Source organism: Bradyrhizobium sp. Ghvi, from assembly GCF_900115265.1.
Classification (GTDB): Bacteria; Pseudomonadota; Alphaproteobacteria; order Rhizobiales; family Xanthobacteraceae; genus Bradyrhizobium.
Genome location: NZ_FOVU01000003.1, coordinates 491167 through 510095 on the forward strand (window position 1 = coordinate 491167; position 18929 = coordinate 510095).

Sequence of the window (18929 nt, forward strand, 5' to 3'; positions counted from 1 at the left end):
ATCGGGCCGGCGAAGCCTAAGCGAAGACGGCAAGCCCGGCCATGACGGAATCATGTGCCGTGGTGCATCAGGCTCGAGATGACCGCCCCACGCTCTCATAGGTAAAGCCGGCGGCAGTCATGTCTTCGGGGCGGTAGATGTTGCGCAAGTCGACCACGATGGGCTGCGTCATGATCGCCTTCAGCCGATCGAGATCAAGCGCGCGGAACTGGGCCCATTCGGTCACGACGACCAGCGCGTCGGCGCCTTCAGCGCAGGAATAGGCATCCTCGCAATAGGTAATGTTCGGGAGCTCGCCCTTGGCCTGCTCCATCCCAACGGGATCGAACGCCTTCACCTTCGCGCCCATGTCGAGAAGACCTGTGACCAGGGGGATCGAGGGCGCGTCGCGCATGTCGTCGGTGTCGGGCTTGAAGGTGAGGCCGAGCACCGCGATGGTCTTGCCGCGCAAGGAGCCGCCGAGCGCCTGGCTGACTTTGCGCGCCATCGCGCGCTTGCGGTTCTCATTGACCGCCAGCACGGACTCGACGATGCGCAAGGAGACGTCGTAGTCCTGCGCGATCTTGATCAGCGCCTTGGTGTCCTTCGGAAAGCACGAGCCGCCGAAACCAGGACCGGCATGCAGGAATTTCGTGCCAATGCGGTTGTCCAGGCCAATGCCGCGCGCGACCTCCTGAACGTTGGCACCGACCTTTTCGGAGAGGTCCGCGATCTCGTTGATGAAGGTGATTTTGGTCGCGAGGAAGGCGTTGGCGGCGTATTTGATCATCTCGGCGGTGCGACGCGCGGTGAACATCAGCGGTGCCTGGTTCAGCGACAGCGGGCGGTAGATGTCGCCCATCACCTTGCGGCCGCGGTCGTCGGAGGTGCCGACGACGACGCGATCGGGGAACTTGAAGTCACGGATCGCCGCGCCCTCGCGCAGGAACTCAGGGTTGGAGGCGACGACGACGTCCGCCGTCGGATTGGCCTCGCGAATGATGCGCTCGACCTCGTCGCCGGTGCCGACAGGCACAGTCGACTTCGTGACCACGACGGTGAAGCCGGAGAGCGACTGCGCAATCTCTTTCGCGGCGGCGTAGACGTAAGAGAGATCGGCGTGACCGTCGCCGCGGCGCGAGGGGGTGCCGACCGCGATAAAAACCGCATCGGCGTCAGCGACCGGCTTGGAGAGATCAGTGGTGAAGTCGAGCCGCTTGGCCCTGACGTTAGTCGCGACCAGCTCGTCCAGGCCCGGCTCATAGATCGGGATCTCGCCGCGGTGAAGCGCCGCGATCTTCTTCTCATCCTTGTCGACGCAGGTGACGTCGTGACCGAAATCCGCAAAGCAGGCGCCGGATACCAGTCCGACATAGCCCGTGCCGATCATCGCGATGCGCATGAAAATCCCTGTTTTAGGCCTGGTTAACGAAATCCCAATTCAGGAGCGGTTTAGCATTTTCCCGCCGGGAAGGAAGAGCCCGCGATCGGAAACCGGCACGCGATTTGTACCGGTAAAGAAGTCGGAAACCACTGGGCGCCACACTGCCCCACGGCCGCACATGACCGGGCAGAACCCGCCTCGAAAAGGGACACATGGCACGATCGGGCACTTCAGCTTTGAGCAGCGGGTTTCCCAAAGCCCCCGCTGCGGCGCGTGTCGACTGGGTCGACTACGCCAAAGGCATCTGCATCGTCATGGTCGTGATGATGCATTCGGTGCTAGGGGTCGAGCTCGCCGCCGGAAGAACCGGTTTCATGCACGTTCTGGTGGCCTTCGCAAAACCTTTCCGGATGCCGGACTTCTTCCTGATTTCGGGCCTGTTCCTGCCGCTTGTGATCGATCGCGACTGGCGAACCTATCTCGACCGCAAGGTGGTGCATTTCGCCTATTTTTATGTCATCTGGGTGACAATCCAGTTCGGTTTCAAAGCCCCCGCCTTTGCCGCTGAAACCGGCTGGCGTGACGTGGGCCTGCTGTACCTCGAATCCTTCATCGAGCCGTTCGGCACGCTCTGGTTCATCTACCTGCTACCGATCTTCTTCGTCGTCACAAAACTGACGCGCAGAGTCCCGCCGCTTGCGATCTGGTTCGTCGCCGCCGCGCTGGAGACCGTGCGCGTCACGACCGGCTGGACCGTGATCGACGAGTTCTGCGCGCGCTTCGTCTATTTCTACTCGGGGTATCTGTTCGCGCCGTACGTATTCGCATTGTCGGAACGCGCGCGAAGCCATCCCGCGCTTGCGCTCGCAGCGCTCGGGACCTGGGCATTGGTGGATGCCGGCCTCGTGAGCCTTGGCGCAAGCGAGTGGAAGATCGTGTCGCTGCTGCTCGGCTTCGCCGGCGCCTGCGCGATCATCACGATCGGCACGTTGCTCGCGCGCGCGCATTGGCTCAATGTCCTGCGCTTCTGCGGCGAGCATTCGATCGTGATCTATCTCGCCTTCTTCCTGCCGATGGCCGCAACGCGCACGCTGCTGCTGCGCAGCGGCGTCATTGCGGATATCGGTACGATCTCCCTGCTCGTCACCATCGCCGGCGTGCTCGGATCGCTTGCGATCTGGCGGGCCGCACTACGGCTCAACGCGCACGTCCTGTTCGAGCGGCCAGATCCTTTCTGGATCGCGCCAAAGAAGGCCCGCGCTGTGCTGCAGGCGGCGGAGTAGCCGAGTTCTCGGTGTCGTCGCCCGGCTTGACCGGGCGATCCAGTGCGCCGAGGCGCCAGCGATAAATCGAGAAGCCGCGGCGTACTGGATTCCCCGCGTTCGCGGGGAATGACAGCGGGGATCAGGGAACGACAGTGGGGATAGCGGCACCAGCAGCCCAAAAATCCCTCTCTCCAGGCTGTCAAAGGCCGCAAAAATTCATACATTGCGGCCATGCCCAAAACATCCCCGAAGACCACCGCCAAAGCTGACACCAAGGCTGCTGCATCCAAAGCCGCCGACACCAAGCCCACTGCCGTGACGGCTGCTGCCAAACCGGTTTCGGCCAAGGCCGCTGGCAAGGGCGACCACGTCTTCCTGGTCGACGGTTCCTCCTACATCTTCCGCGCCTATCACGCGCTGCCGCCGCTGAACCGCAAGTCCGACGGCTTGCAGGTCAACGCCGTACTCGGCTTCTGCAATATGCTATGGAAGCTGCTGCGCGACATGCCCGAGGACAACCGGCCGACGCATCTGGCCATCATCTTCGACAAGTCGGAAGTGACTTTCCGCAACAAGATCTATCCCGACTACAAGGCGCACCGGCCTCCGGCGCCTGACGATCTGATCCCGCAATTCGCGCTGATCCGCGAGGCGGTGCGCGCCTTCGACCTGCCCTGCCTGGAACAGGTCGGCTTCGAGGCCGACGATCTCATCGCGACCTATGTGCGGCAGGCCTGCGAGCGCGGCGCCAGCGCCACCATCGTGTCCTCCGACAAGGACCTGATGCAGCTCGTCACCGATTGCGTCACCATGTACGACACCATGAAGGATCGCCGCATCGGGATTCCAGAGGTGATCGAGAAGTTCGGCGTGCCGCCGGAGAAGGTGGTCGAGGTGCAGGCGCTGGCCGGCGATTCCACCGACAACGTGCCTGGCGTGCCTGGCATCGGTATCAAGACCGCAGCGCAGCTGATCGTCGAATACGGCGATCTCGAACAACTGCTGTTCCGCGCCACCGAGATCAAGCAGCCGAAACGCCGCGAGGCGCTGATCGAGAACGCCGAGAAGGCGCGCATCTCGCGCCAGCTGGTGTTGCTCGACGACAAGGTCGATCTGGAGGTGCCGCTGGACGATCTGGCCGTCCATGAGCCCGATCCGCGCAAGCTGATTGCCTTCCTGAAGGCGATGGAGTTCACCACGCTGACACGGCGCGTCGCCGAATATTCGCAGATCGATCCTGCCAACGTCGATGCCGATCCCGGCTATGCGAAAGGCGCGAGCGTATTCTCGCCGCTGCCGCCTTCGGATGTTGTGCCAGCTCCGGGGCCCGGTACCCCAGCGCAAGCCCGGCCGAGCGACCCCAAAAAATCGGCGGGCAAGGAGGACAAGGCTGCGAGCCCGAAGGGCGCGCCGGTCTCGCTCGCCGCCGCGCGCGAGGAGGCGCTGCGCAAGCTGCCGGTTGACCGCAGCAAGTATCAGGCTATCAAGACGCTGAAAGAGCTCAACGCCTTCATCGCGCGGATTCATGATACCGGTCATGTCGCGGTCGAGCTGCGCGGAAACTCGATCGATCCGATGCAGGCCGATCTCTGCGGAATCGCGCTGGCGCTGGCCCCGAACGAGGCTTGCTATGTGCCGCTGGCGCACAAGCAATCCGGTGGCGACGGCGGCTTGTTCGACGCGGGCCTTGCGCCCGATCAGGTCAAGCACGAAGACGCGCTTCAAGCGCTGCGGCCGGTGCTGGAATCATCGGGCATTCTCAAGATCGGCTTCGACGTCAAGTTCACGGCCGTGATGCTGGCGCAGCACGGCATCACCTTGCGCAACACCGACGATGCGCAACTGATCTCCTATGTGCTCGATGCCGGTCGCGGCTCGCATGCGCTGGAGCAGCTTTCCGAACGCTGGTTCGGCCATGCCATGCTGAAGGAGAGCGAGCTGCTCGGCAGCGGCAAGGGCAAGCTCACCTTCGACCAGGTGCCGATCGACAAGGCCGCGCCCCTGTCCGCCGAAGGGGCCGACATCGCCCTGCGCATCTGGCGCGTGCTGAAGCCGCGCCTCGTCGCCGAGCACATGACCACCGTCTACGAGACGCTGGAGCGGCCGCTGGTCGCGGTGCTCGCGCGCATGGAACGCCGCGGCATCTCGATCGACCGCCAGGTGCTGTCGCGTCTGTCAGGCGACTTTGCCCAGACCGCGGCACGTGTCGAGGCCGAGATCCAGGAGATCGCCGGCGAGCCGGTGAACGTCGGCAGCCCCAAGCAGATCGGCGACATCCTGTTCGGCAAGATGGGACTGCCTGGCGGCACCAAGACCAAGACGGGGGCGTGGTCGACCACCGCGCAGGTGCTCGACGAACTCGCCGAGCAGGGCCACGATTTTCCGCGGAAGATCCTGGAGTGGCGCCAGGTCTCGAAGCTGAAATCGACCTACACCGACGCGCTGCCGACCTACGTCAATCCGCAGACCCATCGCGTGCACACGACCTACGCGCTGGCCGCGACCACGACGGGCCGTCTGTCGTCGAACGAGCCGAACCTGCAGAACATTCCGGTTCGTACCGAGGACGGCCGAAAAATCCGCCGCGCCTTCATCGCAACGCCCGGGCACAAGCTGGTCTCGGCCGACTATTCGCAGATCGAGCTGCGGCTGCTGGCCGAGATCGCCGACATTCCCGTGCTGAAGCAGGCGTTCCGCGATGGCCTCGATATTCACGCGATGACCGCGTCAGAAATGTTCGGCGTACCGATCAAGGGCATGCCGAGCGAAATCCGCCGCCGCGCCAAGGCGATCAATTTCGGCATTATCTACGGCATCTCCGCGTTCGGCCTCGCCAACCAGCTCGGTATCGCCCGTGAAGAAGCGTCGGCCTATATCAAGAAGTATTTTGAGCGCTTCCCCGGCATCCGCGCCTATATGGACGAGACGCGCGACTTTTGCCGGCAGCACGGCTACGTCACCACGCTGTTCGGCCGCAAGTGCCATTACCCTGATATCAAGGCGTCCAACGCCTCGGTGCGCGCCTTCAACGAGCGGGCAGCGATCAACGCGCGACTCCAGGGCACCGCGGCTGACATCATCCGCCGCGCCATGACGCGGGTCGAAGACGCGCTGGCCGAGAAGAAGCTCTCGGCGCAGATGCTGCTCCAGGTACATGACGAATTGATCTTCGAGGTGCCGGACGCGGAGGTCGAGGCGACGCTGCCGGTCGTACAGCACGTCATGCAGGACGCGCCGTTCCCGGCCGTCCTGCTGTCGGTCCCGCTGCACGTCGACGCCCGCGCGGCCACGAACTGGGACGAGGCGCATTAAAGGCCGCCCCGATGAAGATCGCGGCCATCTCCGGCAGCCTGCGCGCAGGCTCGAGCAACACTGCGGTATTGCGCGCAGCGGCGCGGCTTGCGCCTGCCGATGTCGAGGTGATCCTGTTCGATGGGATAGCGCACCTGCCTTTCTTCAATCCGGACCTGGATGGCGATGACGTGCCTGCGCCGGTCGGCGCGATGCGCCACGTGATCGGAGGCGTCGACGGGCTCCTGATCTCGAGCCCCGAATATGCCCGCGGTGTCGCCGGCGTGCTGAAGAACGCGCTCGACTGGCTGGTCGGGAGCCGCGAATTTCCCGACAAGCCGGTTGCCTTGATCAACACATCACCGCGCGCGACGCACGCGCTGGCCGCCCTGACGCTGACGCTGGAGACAATGTCCGCCCGGCTCGCCAGGGAGGCCTGCGTGACACTGCCCTTGCTTGGCGGCGCCTGGGACGAACAGAGCATCGCCGCCGATCCCACACTGGCAGAACCGTTGCGATTGGCGATGGAGCGTTTCGCGGCGTTCATCGCCACCGTGCAGGCCGAGGCATAGGACCACATTGAATTGTCCTCCGAGCAATTGCGCGATGGCTCAGCGGAGCCGCGCATATTAGAATCGGCATAGCTCCCGTTCCGGTTCATCCATGCCTCACGCTTCCGCCCTGCTCGGCTTCGCCCTCGTCTGCCTCGGCCTCGTGCTCACGCCCGGGCCCAACATGATCTATCTGATCTCGCGCTCGATCACGCAGGGGCCGGCAGCGGGCATCGTCTCGCTCGGCGGCGTCGCGCTGGGCTTCGTGTTCTACATGCTATGCGCGGCGTTCGGGATCACTGCGCTCTTGCTCGCCGTGCCCTTTGCCTATGACGCGCTGCGCTTTGCAGGCGCCGGCTACATGCTGTGGCTTGCCTGGCAGGCGATGAAGCCCGGGGGTCGCTCGCCGTTCCAGGTGAAGCAGCTCGCGATCGACGGCCCGCGCAAATTGTTCGCGATGGGGCTCGTCACCAACCTGCTCAATCCGAAGATCGCGATGCTGTATCTGGCGCTGCTGCCGCAGTTCATCGATCCCACGGCTGGCAGCGTGCTGATCCAGTCGGTGACATTGGGCGCGATCCAGATCGCGATCAGCGTCAGCGTGAACGCGATCATCGCGCTCGCCGCCGGCTCGATCGCGCTGTTTCTGGCGAGCCGGCCGAGCTGGATGCTGGCGCAGCGCTGGCTGATGGGCACGGTGCTGGCCGGCCTCGCGGTGCGGATGGCCGTGGAAGCGCGGAAGGTGTGAAGGGGCACACGCCGTCCGTGTCCCGGACGCGCTGCAGCGCACCGCTTACGCGCTGCGTCCGGGGCACGATGCGCCGACTAATCCAGCTTCGCCTCCATGCCTCGCTTCACCGCGGGGCGGGCCATCAGCGCGTCGTACCAGCGCTTGACGTTGGGGAAGTCGGCCAGGTCCACCTTGTGGCGGGGATGGCGCCAGGCCCAGCCCAGGATGGCGAAATCGGCGATCGAGAGATCGCCGGCGACGAAGTCGCGGCCCTCAAGGCGACGGTCCAGCACGCCGTAGAGACGGCGGGTCTCGGCCATGAAGCGCTTCAGGCCGTAGGCGCGGTCCTGCTCGTTTTCGAGCGCGATGAAATGATGCACCTGGCCGGGCATCGGGCCGAAGCCGCCCATCTGCCACATCAGCCATTCGTAGACGGGGATCCGCGCGCCAAGCGATTTCGGCAGGAATTTGCCGGTCTTTTCGCCGAGATAAAGCAGGATGGCGCCGGACTCGAAGATGCTGACAGGCTTGCCGTCAGGGCCCTCGGGATCGACGATCGCGGGGATCTTGTTGTTGGGGGAAAGCTCGAGGAACCGGGGGTCCATCTGCTCGCCCTTGGTGATGTTCACCGGGACCACCTTGTAGGGCAGCCCCATCTCCTCCAGCGCGACCGAGATCTTGCGGCCGTTCGGCGTGTTCCAGGTGTGCAGCTCGATGGTCATTTTGCCTGTTTCCTTCCCGAGGGTGCGGGCCTCCACCTACTCCGGAAAGTTGTGCCCTCACAACCGTCGGACCGGGATGGCCGATCCCTGTTGACGGGGGACGCCCCCTCTGGAATGTCGCGGCCGTCGCGGATAAATTCCGCCACCTCCTAAGAACGCCCCTGAGGGACCCCCGTGTCGAAATCTGCCTCCCGTGCCCGCCTGTTCGAAATCATCCGCCGCCGCTCCTTCGGGCGCGGCGAGGTGACGCTGGCGTCGGGCCGCAAGAGCGATTTCTATTTCAACCTCAAGCCGACCATGCTCGACCCGGAAGGTGCGACCCTGCTCGCCGAGCTGACCTATGAGGCGTTGAAGGACGATAATCTCGATTTCATCGGCGGGCTGGAGATGGGCGCGGTGCCGCTGGCCGGCGCGCTGGCGCAGATCTCCTGGATCAAGGGCCATCCGATCGCGGCCTTCTTCGTGCGCAAGAAGCCGAAGGAGCATGGCGCCAGGCTCGCGATCGAAGGTCTGCCCAAGGGCGAGACGCTGGCCGGCAAGCGCGTCGTGATCGTCGAGGACGTCACCACCACAGGCGGCTCGGCAATGAAGGCGGTGGAATCCGTGCGCGAGACCGGTGCTGAAGTGGTGCTCGTGCTGACCATGGTCGACCGCGAGGAAGGCGCCACCGACACGTTTGGCGCGGCGGGCCTGCCGTTCCGCTCGCTGTACAAGGCATCGGAATTCTTGAAGGCGTAAAGGCTTTCGCTCCGGCCCGCGCTGCGCAGCAATCGGCCCACCCTCAACCCCTCATTTACCATCCCGCTTTATGGTGAATCATGTGCTGAGACCCGAGAGGTCCCGGCCGGTTCGGTAGCGTCGGGTGGAGTAAGCGTTGCGTACGATCGTGTCCCATGCGCGCCGGCGGCGTCGCGCGATGCTTGTGGCCGCCATCCTCTCAGCACCGGTGCTCGCAGCTCCGGCCCCGGTTTCGGCCGAAGGCCTGTTCGACTTCTTTTTCGGCGGAATGCAGCAGCGGCCTCAGCGCGAGGTGCCGCAGGCCAGCTCCTATGCCGATCCCTTCACCGGTCAGCAGAACCCGGCCGTTCAGCCGCAATATGTGCCACCGACCCGCTCGGCGGCGGCAGGCGGCTCGGGCCCCGCATTTTGCGTGCGCAGCTGCGACGGCAAGTATTTTCCATTGATGCGCGGCCTCGCCTCGCCGGCGCAAATGTGTCAGGCTTTCTGTCCTGCAAGCACCACGAAGGTCTTTTTCGGTTCTTCGATCGAGGGCGCTTACAGCCAGACCGGCGAGCGCTACGCTGACAGCGAGAACGCGTTCGCCTATCGCAAGGCGCTTCGCGCCGACTGTACCTGCAATGGCCGCGAGCCGGCCGGGCTCGCTCCTGTCGATCTGGCGCTCGATGGTTCGCTGAAGGCCGGCGACGTCATCGCCACCAGCGACGGCCTCGTCGCCTATACCGGCGTCCGCCTCGGCCAGGAGCAGACCGCGGAGTTCACTCCGGTCGCCTCCTATCCCGGCCTCACCGCGCAGGTCCGCGCAAGGCTCGGCGAGATGAAGGTCGCCCCGGTGCGCGCGGAAACGGTTGCAGCTGATGCGCCGTCCACCGAGATCACGCGCGAGGCGCTGCCCGATGTGGCGACGCCGAAGCCACAGGCGAAATCAGCGAAGCGGGCGGGGTTGGATTGACTTCGTCATTCCGGGGCATCGCGCAGCGATGAACCCGGAATCTCGAGATTCCGGGCTCGATGCTAACGCATCGCCCCGGAATGACGGCAAGCAAGCGGTCACCGCCCGATGATCACCCCGATCACATTCGGGGCAGCCAGATATTTCTCCTCGATCGCCGCGCGCGCGGCGGCGCGGTTCTCCGGCGTCAGCAAGCCGCGCTTCTCGGCCAGGATCATCCAGCAGAAACCCCACCAGTCGGTCAGCATGCCGGTCTCGCCGACGAGGTCATAACCCTGCTCGGCCGCGAAAATGCGCGCATGCGCTTCGTCCAGCGTGTCGAGGAAGTGATGATCCTCGGGCGCGAACAGATCGTCGGTGATGTCGTCGATGGTGTAGCCCCAGATCGACTGACACACCGCGTTGAACTCGCGGTCGAACTGGTCGTCATCGACGGCATGGCGCCGCGCCGCCTGATGCAGCCGCGACAGCGACCGTGCGAAATCGGCGATCCGGGTGAGGGCGAATTGATCGAAGGCAATGGTGGACATGTAGTCCTCGCGACTGACGTCAGACCCTAGATGTTGTGTCGGCACTGCGCCGAATCACAATGATATATCAAAGACTTGCTAAATTGTTCTTAATTTGTTCTGGCTGGTATTCGCCCCGCGACGGTCGGAACCACACTATTGATGTTGCGCTACCTCCCTCAGTTCACCGCCGACATCAGCTTGTCCCCGCACGCGCTCGCATAGAACTTGCCGCCGCACTGGCGCTCGATGGCGGCGCAGCGCTGCACAGGCGTCGCATTTTGCGGGAGAGAGACGGCGCAGCTGAGGCCGTCGGCGCTGCGCCCCATCTTGCCGGCAGCAAAGGCGGCGCTGGAGCCGGTGACACAGACGACGAGCAAGGCGGCGGTAGCGATTTCGATCAGCAGTCGCAGCAGCGGTTTCATGTGGTGTGTCCTCCACAGTGATGGCCGAATCTGTGTCCAATCTAGCACCAAATCCGCGTTCCTCCGTGCTGCTCCGGGTTCCCAAAGCGGCCCGTTCCTTGCATAATTTTACGGCAGCCCAGTGCACGGCCGCGCCGGCGATGGTTCCGGTGCAGGGGCAAGACGCGTAGGGTTCAGTGGTGTTTCTGTCGACCAGGAAGTGACGGCCTTGCAAGATCAATCGTTCCAGCCAAATTCGCCCGCCGCGGGCCAGCCCATCGACGAACTCGCGCTGGCTGAGATCAAGGGCACGATCCTGGCGAAGCTTCGCCTTGCCATCGGCAAGGATGCGGGCATGGCGACCAAGCACGATTGGTACCAGGCCGCAGCGCTCGCGCTGCGCGACCGCATCGTGCACCGCTGGCTGACGGTCGAGAAGCACAGCTACGACGCCGGTCGCAAGCGCGTCTACTATCTCTCGCTCGAATTCCTGATCGGCCGCCTGTTCACCGACGCGCTGAACAACATGGGGCTGCTCAAGATCTTCGAGGTCGCGCTCGGCGATCTCGGCGTGTCGCTGCCCGAGCTACGCAAATGCGAACCGGACGCGGCGCTCGGCAATGGCGGCCTCGGCCGTCTCGCCGCCTGCTTCATGGAGAGCATGGCGACGCTGTCGATCCCTGCGATCGGCTATGGCATCCGCTACGACTACGGCCTGTTCCGCCAGATCATCAATCAGGGCTGGCAGCAGGAATATCCCGACGAGTGGCTCGGCTTCGGCAATCCCTGGGAACTGCAGCGGCCCGAAGTGATCTACGACGTCAATTTCGGCGGTGGTGTCGAGCACATCGACGACAAGGGCCGCGACCGCGCGATCTGGCATCCGGCCGAGACCGTGCAGGCGATCGCCTATGATACGCCGATCGTCGGCTGGCGTGGCCAGCACGTCAATGCGCTGCGGCTGTGGTCGGCGCGCTCGCCCGATCCGTTGAAGCTCGACGCTTTCAACATGGGCGACTATGTCAGCGCCAGCGCCGAGCAGTCGCGCGCCGAGGCCATCTGCAAATTCCTCTATCCGAACGATGAGAGCCCGGCAGGCCGCGAACTCCGGCTGCGCCAGGAATATTTCTTCGTGTCGGCCTCACTCCAGGATCTGATCAAGCGGCATCTCGCCTCCGACGGCCAGCTGCGCAGCCTGTCGTCCAAGGTCGCGGTGCAGCTCAACGACACCCATCCGAGCCTCGCCGTCACCGAGCTGATGCGTATCCTCGTCGATCTCCACAATTTCCGCTGGGACGAGGCCTGGAAGATCACAGTCGCCACCCTCTCCTACACCAACCACACGCTGCTGCCCGAGGCGCTGGAGACCTGGCCGGTCGAGCTGTTCGAGCGGCTGTTGCCGCGTCATCTCGAGATCATCTATCGCATCAACGTCCAACACCTGGCGCTCGCCGAAGCGCGCGCACCCGGCGACATCGATTTCCGCGCCTCGGTTTCGCTGATCGACGAGAAGAGCGGGCGCCGCGTGCGCATGGGCCAGCTCGCCTTCGTCGGCTCGCACCGCATCAACGGCGTCTCGGCCATGCATTCGGACCTGATGCGTGAGACCGTGTTCCACGATCTCAACCATCTCTATCCCGGCCGCATCACCAACAAGACCAACGGCATCACCTTCCGACGCTGGTTGATGCTGGCGAACCCGAAGCTGACCGACCTGTTGCGCGAGGTCTGTGGCGACGCCGTGCTCGACGATCCGACGCAGCTCTCGCAGATCGAGGCCCGCGCCAGCGACGTCGAGTTCCAGAAAAAATTTCGCAGCGTCAAGCTGCACAACAAGACGGCGCTCGCGCGCCTGATCGGCGAGCGGCTCGGCATCAAGGTCGATCCGAACGCCCTGTTCGACGTGCAGATCAAGCGCATCCACGAATACAAGCGCCAGCTCCTCAACATCATCGAGACGGTCGCGCTGTACCAGTCGATCAAGGACGATCCCAACGGCAACTGGGTGCCGCGGGTGAAGATCTTCGCCGGCAAGGCGGCGGCGAGCTACAAGTACGCAAAACTGATTATCAAGCTGATCAACGACGTCGCCGAAATCGTCAACAACGATCCTTCGATCGGCGGCAAGCTGAAGGTCGTGTTCCTTCCCGACTATAACGTCAGTCTCGCGGAGGTGATCATTCCGGCGGCTGACCTGTCCGAACAGATCTCCACCGCCGGCATGGAGGCCTCGGGCACCGGCAACATGAAGCTTGCGCTCAACGGCGCCATCACCATCGGAACGCTCGACGGTGCCAATATCGAGATTCGCGACCAGGTCGGCGTCGAGAACATCGCGATCTTCGGCATGGAGGCCGGCGACGTGATGATCCGGCGCAAGCAAGGGCTGGATGCCTCCGACGTGATCCGCAATTCTCCAAAGCTGCAGCGCGCCATCAACGCGATCGGCACCGGCGAATTCTCGCCCGGCGATCCCGGCCGCTTCGAATCCATTGCGCATGCACTACGCTATCTCGACCATTACATGGTCAGCGCCGACTTCGATTCCTATTACGAGACGCAGCGCGCGGTCGACGCGCGCTGGCAGGTCTCGCCGGCCTGGACGCGCGCCTCCATCCTCAATGTCGCGCGCATGGCGTGGTTCTCCTCCGACCGCACCATCCGCGAATATGCCGAGGAAATCTGGAACGTGCCGGTGAATCCGACCACGCCGGTGCTGCCGAACCTGCGCGACGCCGCGGGTTGATTTTCCGCGGAGTGAAATCGTACCTCGGAGGTAGTTGCACGAACCGGCGACGGACGTGATATGACGTGCGTCATTGAAAACCGGATCGCGCAAATGCACGCCAAGCTCCCGCACCCGTTCGACGACGCCACGCGCGTCACCACCGGCGACTCCAGCTGGCAAGGGCACACCAGCGACGATTACTGGGCCTTTGTCGGCCCGTTCGGCGGCGTGACTGCCGCAACCATCCTGCGCGCACTGATCGAACATCCGCAAGCCGCCGGCGATCCGCTGGCGCTGACCGTCAATTACTGCGCGCCGATCGCGAAGGGCCCATTCGATCTCGACATTCGGCTGGTGAAGGCCAACCGCTCCAGCCAGCACTGGAGCGTCGAACTGTCGCAGGGCGGCGGCGAAGTCGCGACGCTTGCGACCGCCGTCTTCGCCGAGCGCCGGCCGTCCTGGGAGCACAGGGTGGCGCAATATCCCGATGCAAAACCGTTCGAAGCGACGCTCCCATTCCCGAAGATCGCCGCGTCCTGGGCCAACCAGTACGAATTCCGCTTCGTCGAGGGCGAGATGCGGATCGGCCCACCGCAGTCCGAACCCGCCAGTACCTATTCCAAGATCTGGATCAGTGATCGTGAGCCACGCAAGCTCGACATGCTGTCGCTGATGTCGATGTCGGACGCCTTCTTCGGCCGCATCTTCCACGCGCGGCGCGAATTGGTGCCGTTCGGCACGGTGTCGCTGACCACCTATTTTCACACCGATAGCGAAGAACTCGCGGCTGAGGACCTCACGCGCGTGCTGACGACGGCGGACTCGAACATCATGCACAAGAGCTACGCCGACCAGAACGCCGAGCTGTGGTCGCCGAACGGCCGGCTGCTCGCGACGAGCACGCAGATCGCGTATTTCAAGGCGTAGGCTGCACTTTCCCTCTCCCCTTGTGGGCCCCTTGTGGGAGAGGCTGGCTCGTCGCGAAGCGACGAGACGGGTGAGGGGTTCTCTCCACTAGCGAATCTCATACAGTTGAACGCGCGGAGAGAACCCCTCATCCGGCGCTTCGCGCCACCTTCTCCCACAAGGGGAGAAGGAAACAAAAAAGGGCGACCTTTCGGCCGCCCTTTTGCATGCAAGACGGAGCACTTACTCCGCCGCGAGCTTCACATCAGGCGCAGCCGCGCGCACCTCTGCATCCACCTGCGCTTCGAACTTGGCAAAGTTCTTCTGGAACATGCCGACCAGCGCGCGGGCGGTCTTGTCGAACTCGTCCTTGTCCTTCCAGGTATTGACCGGGTTGAGGATTTCGCTCGGCACGCCCGGCAGCGCGGTCGGGACCGCGAAACCGAAATATTTGTCAGTGCGGAATTCGACGTTACGAAGCGAGCCGTCGAGCGCGGCGGTGAGCAGCGCGCGGGTCACCTTGATCGGCATGCGGCTGCCGACGCCATACTTGCCGCCAGTCCAGCCGGTGTTGACCAGCCAGCAATCGACGTTGTGCTGAGCGATGAGGTCGCGCAGCATGTTGCCGTAGACGGATGGATCGAGCGGCAGGAAGGGCGAGCCGAAGCAGGTCGAGAATTCCGGCTGCGGCTCGTTGCCGAGACCGCGCTCGGTACCGGCGACCTTGGCGGTGTAGCCGGAGAGGAAGTGGTACATCGCCTGCGCCGGCGACAGTTTTGCGATCGGCGGCAGCACGCCGAACGCGTCAGCAGCGAGCATCACCACGTTCTTCGGCTGCGGCGCGCGGCCGGTACGCGACGCATTCGGGATGAAGTCGAGCGGATAGGCAGACCGGGTGTTCTCGGTCTTGGAGCCGTCGTCGAAATCGACCACGCGGGTGTCTTCGTCGAGCACGCAGTTCTCGAGCACGGCACCGAAGCGTGTCGAGGCCGCGTAAATCTGCGGCTCGGCTTCCTGCGACAGCTTGATGCACTTGGCGTAGCAACCGCCTTCGAAATTGAACACGCCGTTCGGGCCCCAGCCGTGCTCGTCGTCGCCGATCAACGTGCGGTTCGGGTCGGCCGACAGCGTGGTCTTGCCGGTGCCGGAGAGCCCGAAGAAGATCGCGGTGTCCCCCTTGGCGCCGACATTGGCCGAGCAGTGCATCGGCATCACGCCGCGCTCGGGCAAATAGTAGTTCAGCGTGGTGAAGACCGACTTCTTCATCTCGCCGGCATAATAAGACCCGCCGATCAGCACGATCTTGCGGGCGAAATCGATCGCGACGACGTTCTCCGAACGGCAGCCGTGACGTTTGGGATCGGCGCGGAAGCTCGGCATGTCGATGATGGTGAGCTCCGGCACGAAGGTCGACAGCTCGATCGCCTCGGGACGGATCAGCAGCGTGCGAATGAACAGCGAATGCCAGGCGAGTTCGGTGAAGACGCGCGTCTTGATCCGGTAGGCCGGATCGGCGCCGCCATAGAGATCCTGCGCGAACAGGCTCTTGCCCTCGGCATGCTTGAGGAAGTCCTGATAGAGCGTCTCGAACTGCTCTGCGGTGATCGATTGATTGCCGGCCCACCACATCTTCTTGTCGGTGGCGGCGTCGCGCACCGTGAACTTGTCCTTTGGGCTGCGGCCCGTGAATTCGCCGGTGTCGGCGCAGAGTGCGCCGTCAGCGGATAACACCGCCTCGCCCGCAGCGAGCGAATATTGGTAGAGCTGCGGCGCGCCGAGGTTCCAGTGAACCCGTTTGAGATTCTTTAAGCCGAATTTGTCGGCGCCGAAGGCACCGTTGCGCACGCCCGTCTCTTGCACGAAAAATCCTCCTAGAACCCGCGACATCAAGCGCAACCATGCTCTGGTGCCTTCGCGGTCACCGTGATTATAGGCCGTCCGGCCTCGGCTGGACGATCTAATAATGATGAACGCTGGCCTTGCCAAGCTGATCCCGCAGGACTTGGTTTATTCAAGGACTGCGCCAAACGTCGCGCATATCAGCGTCGACAAGGCTTATGCAAAAATCATCAATGATCGCGCAACCAAATGGCTGTTTCAGCGTTGTCACGTGTTTTGCGACGCACAAATGCTGCGCCGCTTTATCGTATCGCACCTTCGCCAATGAGCGCGAACGCTCCCCACATGGCGGGGTAGGCATTGCGGGGCGACGATGTGTCATCAACATACGTTAACATCGCGCGCCGAAGAGCTTCGGCTCTACCGAGATTTGGTTCGTTCTTGAGCAGATCGAAAGTCGATGTGGTCAAGCGGGTGGCAGCTTCGGAATCAACCGCCCAGTGCGAGACCAGCAGGGCACGCGCACCGGCATAGAAGAACGCACGGGCCAGTCCCGACAAGGCCTCGGCGCCGGGCTTGTCGCCGGCGATCGTGTTGCAGGCCGACAGCACAACCCAGTCTGCATTGAGCTTGAGCTGGGCAACTTCGCTCGCGGTGAGCAAACCATCATCCAGTTCGGAAGGCTGTTCGGGAATGGACAGCGCGAGCGACGGTTCGCCCACACCCTTGATATCGCCGGCGACGAGGCCGTGCGTTGCGAAGTAGATGATGCTGTATTGGGCGAGCGCCGCACGCTTGAGCGTCGCTTCGCTGGCGTCGCGGCCGAGATGAATGTCGGCATCGCTCGCACCGACATCTTTCGCCACGGCGTTCAACTCGTCCGCGGTATCGGGGAGCTGCGGCAGCGCCTGCGCAAGCCGTGCGCGATCGACGCCCGCGCCCCGCCAGAAATCGGTGTAGGCTGACGCCGCGATGTTTCGCGCGGCGATCTTGCCGCTCGTAGAGCGACGATCAGCCGGGTTCTCTTGCGCGGGATTGAACACGGGATCGCCGAAGCCGGTCATCGGCTTGACGCCTTCGTTCTTGCGCGCGAAAGCGCGCAGCGATTTCAGGCTGACCACCGACGGCAGCACAGATACGGCCTGACGCCGCAGCAGCCAGGCGGCGCGGCGATAGCCCTCAAGCGTATCAGGGATCGCAGCTTGCGGGGGTTCCGTGACGAGCAGATGAAACGGCAACGCTGTCAGCGCGCCCGACGGCACCGTGAGCAGACTGCGCTTGTCCTTGACCAGCGCCTCGACCGGGCCGAGCAGCGCAACGTAGAGCTCGTTGGCGAGAGCGAGATCGAACAGGCCTGATTTGCCTGAGCCATCACGCGCCTTGCCGACATCAAGACCTCGGCGAAATGCGGCGACCTTTTGCGCCAGCGCTTCCGCGCCAAGCGGAATCTCCTTCCAATCGGCGCCCTCGCGCGTGATGGCGATGACATAGCTGCGCTTGTCGACGACGGAATAGAGCACCATGGCTTCATCGGCAGACAGCAGCGACTGAACGTCCCTCACCGTCAGTGACAGCGGGTTGGAAAGCGAGGCGTAATCGGGGAACTCGACGGTGAGCGTCTTCTGCAACCCGGCGCGCTCGCTTGCGATGGCCGCGATCCGTGCCCGGCTCCGCTGCTCGGAGCCGGCATCGCGTTGCGCCGATGATTTCGACACGGCCGCGATGATCGCCTTGTCGAGCGCTTCCGATTCGGCCGCAAGATCCTGGTCCTTGCGCACCAGCTCCGCGAGCCGGTCGCTGCCGGCCGCAAGTCGCACGGCGAGCTTGTTCACGGCCGATGCGGCCGAGGATTGCGTGCCGCGCTGGATCGCCGCGAGCGCCTCGTCCAGCGCCTTGTCATCTGGCAACAGGGATTGCTGGCGCGCCGCGAATAAAATCGGAAGCACGACGCGCAATTGCGCGCGATCACCTGCAAGCGTCTTTTCCGCGAGCGGCAATGCGTCTGCAGTTCGACCGGACACGTGGAGGAAATAGGCGAGATTGCTAGTGGATGTCGCGACGTCGGGATGATCCGTACCCAGCGTACGCTCCCGAACGGCGAGCGCGCGGCGATAAAGCGGCTCGGCACCCGCATAGCGCTGCTGGTGCTCGTAAAGGCCAGCGAGATTGTTCAGGGAACGCGCGACATCGGGATGATCCGGTCCCAGCACTTTCTCGCGGATCGCAAGCGAACGCTTGATCGGCGCCTCGGCATCGCCATCGCGATTGAGGTCACGATCGAGTTGACCGAGATTGTTCAGGAGCGTTGCGACCGCGGGATGCTCGGGACCGCCGACTTTCTGGAAGATCGCGAGCGCGCGCTGAAACAGCGGCTCAGCCTCCACAAAGTGCTCCTGCTTCACATAGAGCGTGGCGAGATTGTTGAGAGACTGGCCGATATCGGGATGCTCGCGCGACAGCGCCTTTTCGCGGATCGCAAGCGCACGCTTGAACAGCGGTTCGGCATCTGTGAAGCGGCCCTGCCGCAGATCGAGCGCAGCGAGATTGTTCAGTATCGGCGCGATCTCGACACTGTCGAGGCCGGTCCCCTTCTCCATCAGTGCGATCGCGCGCTTGTAAATCGGCTCGGCCTGATCGTCGTGTCCCTGGTCGGCATAGACCTGGGCGAGATTGTTGAGCGCGGCGGCGAGATCGCGATTGTTGCTGGTCTGCTCCAGCGTGGCCACCATCGCCTGCGCCAGTGGCAGCGCTTCCGCATATTTCCCGGCCGTTCTGACCGCATTGATCCGCGCGCTCTGACCGGAGAGGTCACCCTTCTGGGCGATGCCAGGCGTGACAAGCGACGCGGTGATCGCAAGCGCCAGGCTTGCGACCAATGCCAGACGACGATTTGTCATGAACCCTCGCTGCCACCTCGGACCGATCACGATC

Annotated in this window: 15 protein-coding genes; 9 read left to right on the plus strand and 6 right to left on the minus strand. The window is 63.8% G+C overall.

Translation table 11 applies throughout. The annotated features are described in order from the left end of the window. Positions 1-67: 67 nt before the first annotated feature. Positions 68-1381 carry a UDP-glucose dehydrogenase family protein gene (locus tag BM374_RS13565; protein ID WP_092292800.1) on the minus strand — a complete coding sequence of 438 codons (1314 nt, stop codon included), beginning with the start codon at positions 1379-1381 and terminating at the stop codon, positions 68-70. Positions 1382-1575: 194 nt separating this feature from the next. Here BM374_RS13565 and BM374_RS13570 point away from each other — a divergent pair, with 194 nt between their 5' ends. The 4 genes from BM374_RS13570 (at position 1576) to BM374_RS13585 (ending at position 7218) form a co-directional block, all read left to right on the plus strand. Next, positions 1576-2646, plus strand: coding sequence for an acyltransferase family protein (locus tag BM374_RS13570; protein ID WP_092292802.1), 1071 nt, complete (start codon positions 1576-1578; stop codon positions 2644-2646). Positions 2647-2859: 213 nt separating this feature from the next. After that, complete coding sequence (gene polA, locus BM374_RS13575) at positions 2860-5940, plus strand: DNA polymerase I (protein WP_092292804.1); 3081 nt, start codon at positions 2860-2862, stop codon at positions 5938-5940. 11 nt (positions 5941-5951) lie between these two features. Continuing rightward, positions 5952-6491, plus strand: a complete 540-nt coding sequence (locus tag BM374_RS13580) for an NADPH-dependent FMN reductase (RefSeq protein ID WP_092292806.1) — start codon at positions 5952-5954, stop codon at positions 6489-6491. Between the two features lie 91 nt (positions 6492-6582). Beyond that, positions 6583-7218: a LysE family translocator gene (locus tag BM374_RS13585; RefSeq protein ID WP_092292808.1), complete on the plus strand. Its 636-nt coding sequence runs from the start codon at positions 6583-6585 to the stop codon at positions 7216-7218. Positions 7219-7295: 77 nt separating this feature from the next. On the opposite strand, the gene BM374_RS13590 is transcribed toward BM374_RS13585, so the two are convergent. Beyond that, complete coding sequence (locus tag BM374_RS13590; RefSeq protein WP_092293454.1) at positions 7296-7922, minus strand: glutathione S-transferase family protein; 627 nt, start codon at positions 7920-7922, stop codon at positions 7296-7298. Positions 7923-8096: 174 nt separating this feature from the next. Here BM374_RS13590 and pyrE point away from each other — a divergent pair, with 174 nt between their 5' ends. Together pyrE and BM374_RS13600 are read left to right on the plus strand one after the other, a co-directional pair. Further along, on the plus strand, positions 8097-8660 hold the full coding sequence (pyrE, locus tag BM374_RS13595) for an orotate phosphoribosyltransferase (RefSeq protein WP_092292810.1): 564 nt from the start codon (positions 8097-8099) through the stop codon (positions 8658-8660). 178 nt (positions 8661-8838) lie between these two features. Further along, on the plus strand, positions 8839-9612 hold the full coding sequence (locus BM374_RS13600; protein WP_177248323.1) for a DUF2865 domain-containing protein: 774 nt from the start codon (positions 8839-8841) through the stop codon (positions 9610-9612). Between the two features lie 98 nt (positions 9613-9710). On the opposite strand, the gene BM374_RS13605 is transcribed toward BM374_RS13600, so the two are convergent. After that, on the minus strand, positions 9711-10142 hold the full coding sequence (locus BM374_RS13605; RefSeq protein WP_092292812.1) for a hypothetical protein: 432 nt from the start codon (positions 10140-10142) through the stop codon (positions 9711-9713). Positions 10143-10300: 158 nt separating this feature from the next. Further along, complete coding sequence (locus tag BM374_RS13610; protein WP_092292814.1) at positions 10301-10546, minus strand: hypothetical protein; 246 nt, start codon at positions 10544-10546, stop codon at positions 10301-10303. A 208-nt stretch (positions 10547-10754) separates the two neighbouring features. Here BM374_RS13610 and BM374_RS13615 point away from each other — a divergent pair, with 208 nt between their 5' ends. Next, positions 10755-13271, plus strand: a complete 2517-nt coding sequence (locus BM374_RS13615; protein ID WP_177248278.1) for a glycogen/starch/alpha-glucan phosphorylase — start codon at positions 10755-10757, stop codon at positions 13269-13271. Positions 13272-13364: 93 nt separating this feature from the next. Continuing rightward, positions 13365-14180, plus strand: a complete 816-nt coding sequence (locus BM374_RS13620) for an acyl-CoA thioesterase (RefSeq protein WP_092292818.1) — start codon at positions 13365-13367, stop codon at positions 14178-14180. Positions 14181-14402: 222 nt separating this feature from the next. On the opposite strand, the gene BM374_RS13625 is transcribed toward BM374_RS13620, so the two are convergent. Further along, the gene (locus tag BM374_RS13625; RefSeq protein ID WP_092292820.1) at positions 14403-16019 is read right to left on the minus strand and encodes a phosphoenolpyruvate carboxykinase; all 1617 of its coding nucleotides are present in this window, start codon (positions 16017-16019) and stop codon (positions 14403-14405) included. 103 nt (positions 16020-16122) lie between these two features. On the opposite strand from BM374_RS13625, the gene BM374_RS13630 reads away from it, so the two are divergent. Further along, a complete protein-coding gene (locus BM374_RS13630; protein ID WP_092292822.1) occupies positions 16123-16326 on the plus strand; it encodes a hypothetical protein in 204 nt (67 codons plus the stop codon). On the opposite strand, the gene BM374_RS13635 is transcribed toward BM374_RS13630, so the two are convergent. Further along, positions 16301-18895 carry a CHAT domain-containing tetratricopeptide repeat protein gene (locus tag BM374_RS13635; RefSeq protein WP_092292824.1) on the minus strand — a complete coding sequence of 865 codons (2595 nt, stop codon included), beginning with the start codon at positions 18893-18895 and terminating at the stop codon, positions 16301-16303. The genes BM374_RS13630 and BM374_RS13635 overlap by 26 nt on opposite strands. Between the last annotated feature and the right edge of the window lie 34 nt (positions 18896-18929).

What these genes read in the sequence shown, in the direction of transcription:
- BM374_RS13635 (WP_092292824.1), bottom strand. Translation starts at nt 18,895, where the DNA reads ATGACAAATCGTCGTCTGGCATTGGTCGCAAGCCTGGCGCTTGCGATC.
- BM374_RS13570 (WP_092292802.1), top strand. Translation starts at nt 1,576, where the DNA reads ATGGCACGATCGGGCACTTCAGCTTTGAGCAGCGGGTTTCCCAAAGCC.
- BM374_RS13630 (WP_092292822.1), top strand. Translation starts at nt 16,123, where the DNA reads ATGATGAACGCTGGCCTTGCCAAGCTGATCCCGCAGGACTTGGTTTAT.
- BM374_RS13610 (WP_092292814.1), bottom strand. Translation starts at nt 10,546, where the DNA reads ATGAAACCGCTGCTGCGACTGCTGATCGAAATCGCTACCGCCGCCTTG.
- BM374_RS13590 (WP_092293454.1), bottom strand. Translation starts at nt 7,922, where the DNA reads ATGACCATCGAGCTGCACACCTGGAACACGCCGAACGGCCGCAAGATC.
- BM374_RS13620 (WP_092292818.1), top strand. Translation starts at nt 13,365, where the DNA reads ATGCACGCCAAGCTCCCGCACCCGTTCGACGACGCCACGCGCGTCACC.
- BM374_RS13580 (WP_092292806.1), top strand. Translation starts at nt 5,952, where the DNA reads ATGAAGATCGCGGCCATCTCCGGCAGCCTGCGCGCAGGCTCGAGCAAC.
- polA (WP_092292804.1), top strand. Translation starts at nt 2,860, where the DNA reads ATGCCCAAAACATCCCCGAAGACCACCGCCAAAGCTGACACCAAGGCT.
- BM374_RS13605 (WP_092292812.1), bottom strand. Translation starts at nt 10,142, where the DNA reads ATGTCCACCATTGCCTTCGATCAATTCGCCCTCACCCGGATCGCCGAT.
- BM374_RS13600 (WP_177248323.1), top strand. Translation starts at nt 8,839, where the DNA reads ATGCTTGTGGCCGCCATCCTCTCAGCACCGGTGCTCGCAGCTCCGGCC.
- BM374_RS13565 (WP_092292800.1), bottom strand. Translation starts at nt 1,381, where the DNA reads ATGCGCATCGCGATGATCGGCACGGGCTATGTCGGACTGGTATCCGGC.
- BM374_RS13585 (WP_092292808.1), top strand. Translation starts at nt 6,583, where the DNA reads ATGCCTCACGCTTCCGCCCTGCTCGGCTTCGCCCTCGTCTGCCTCGGC.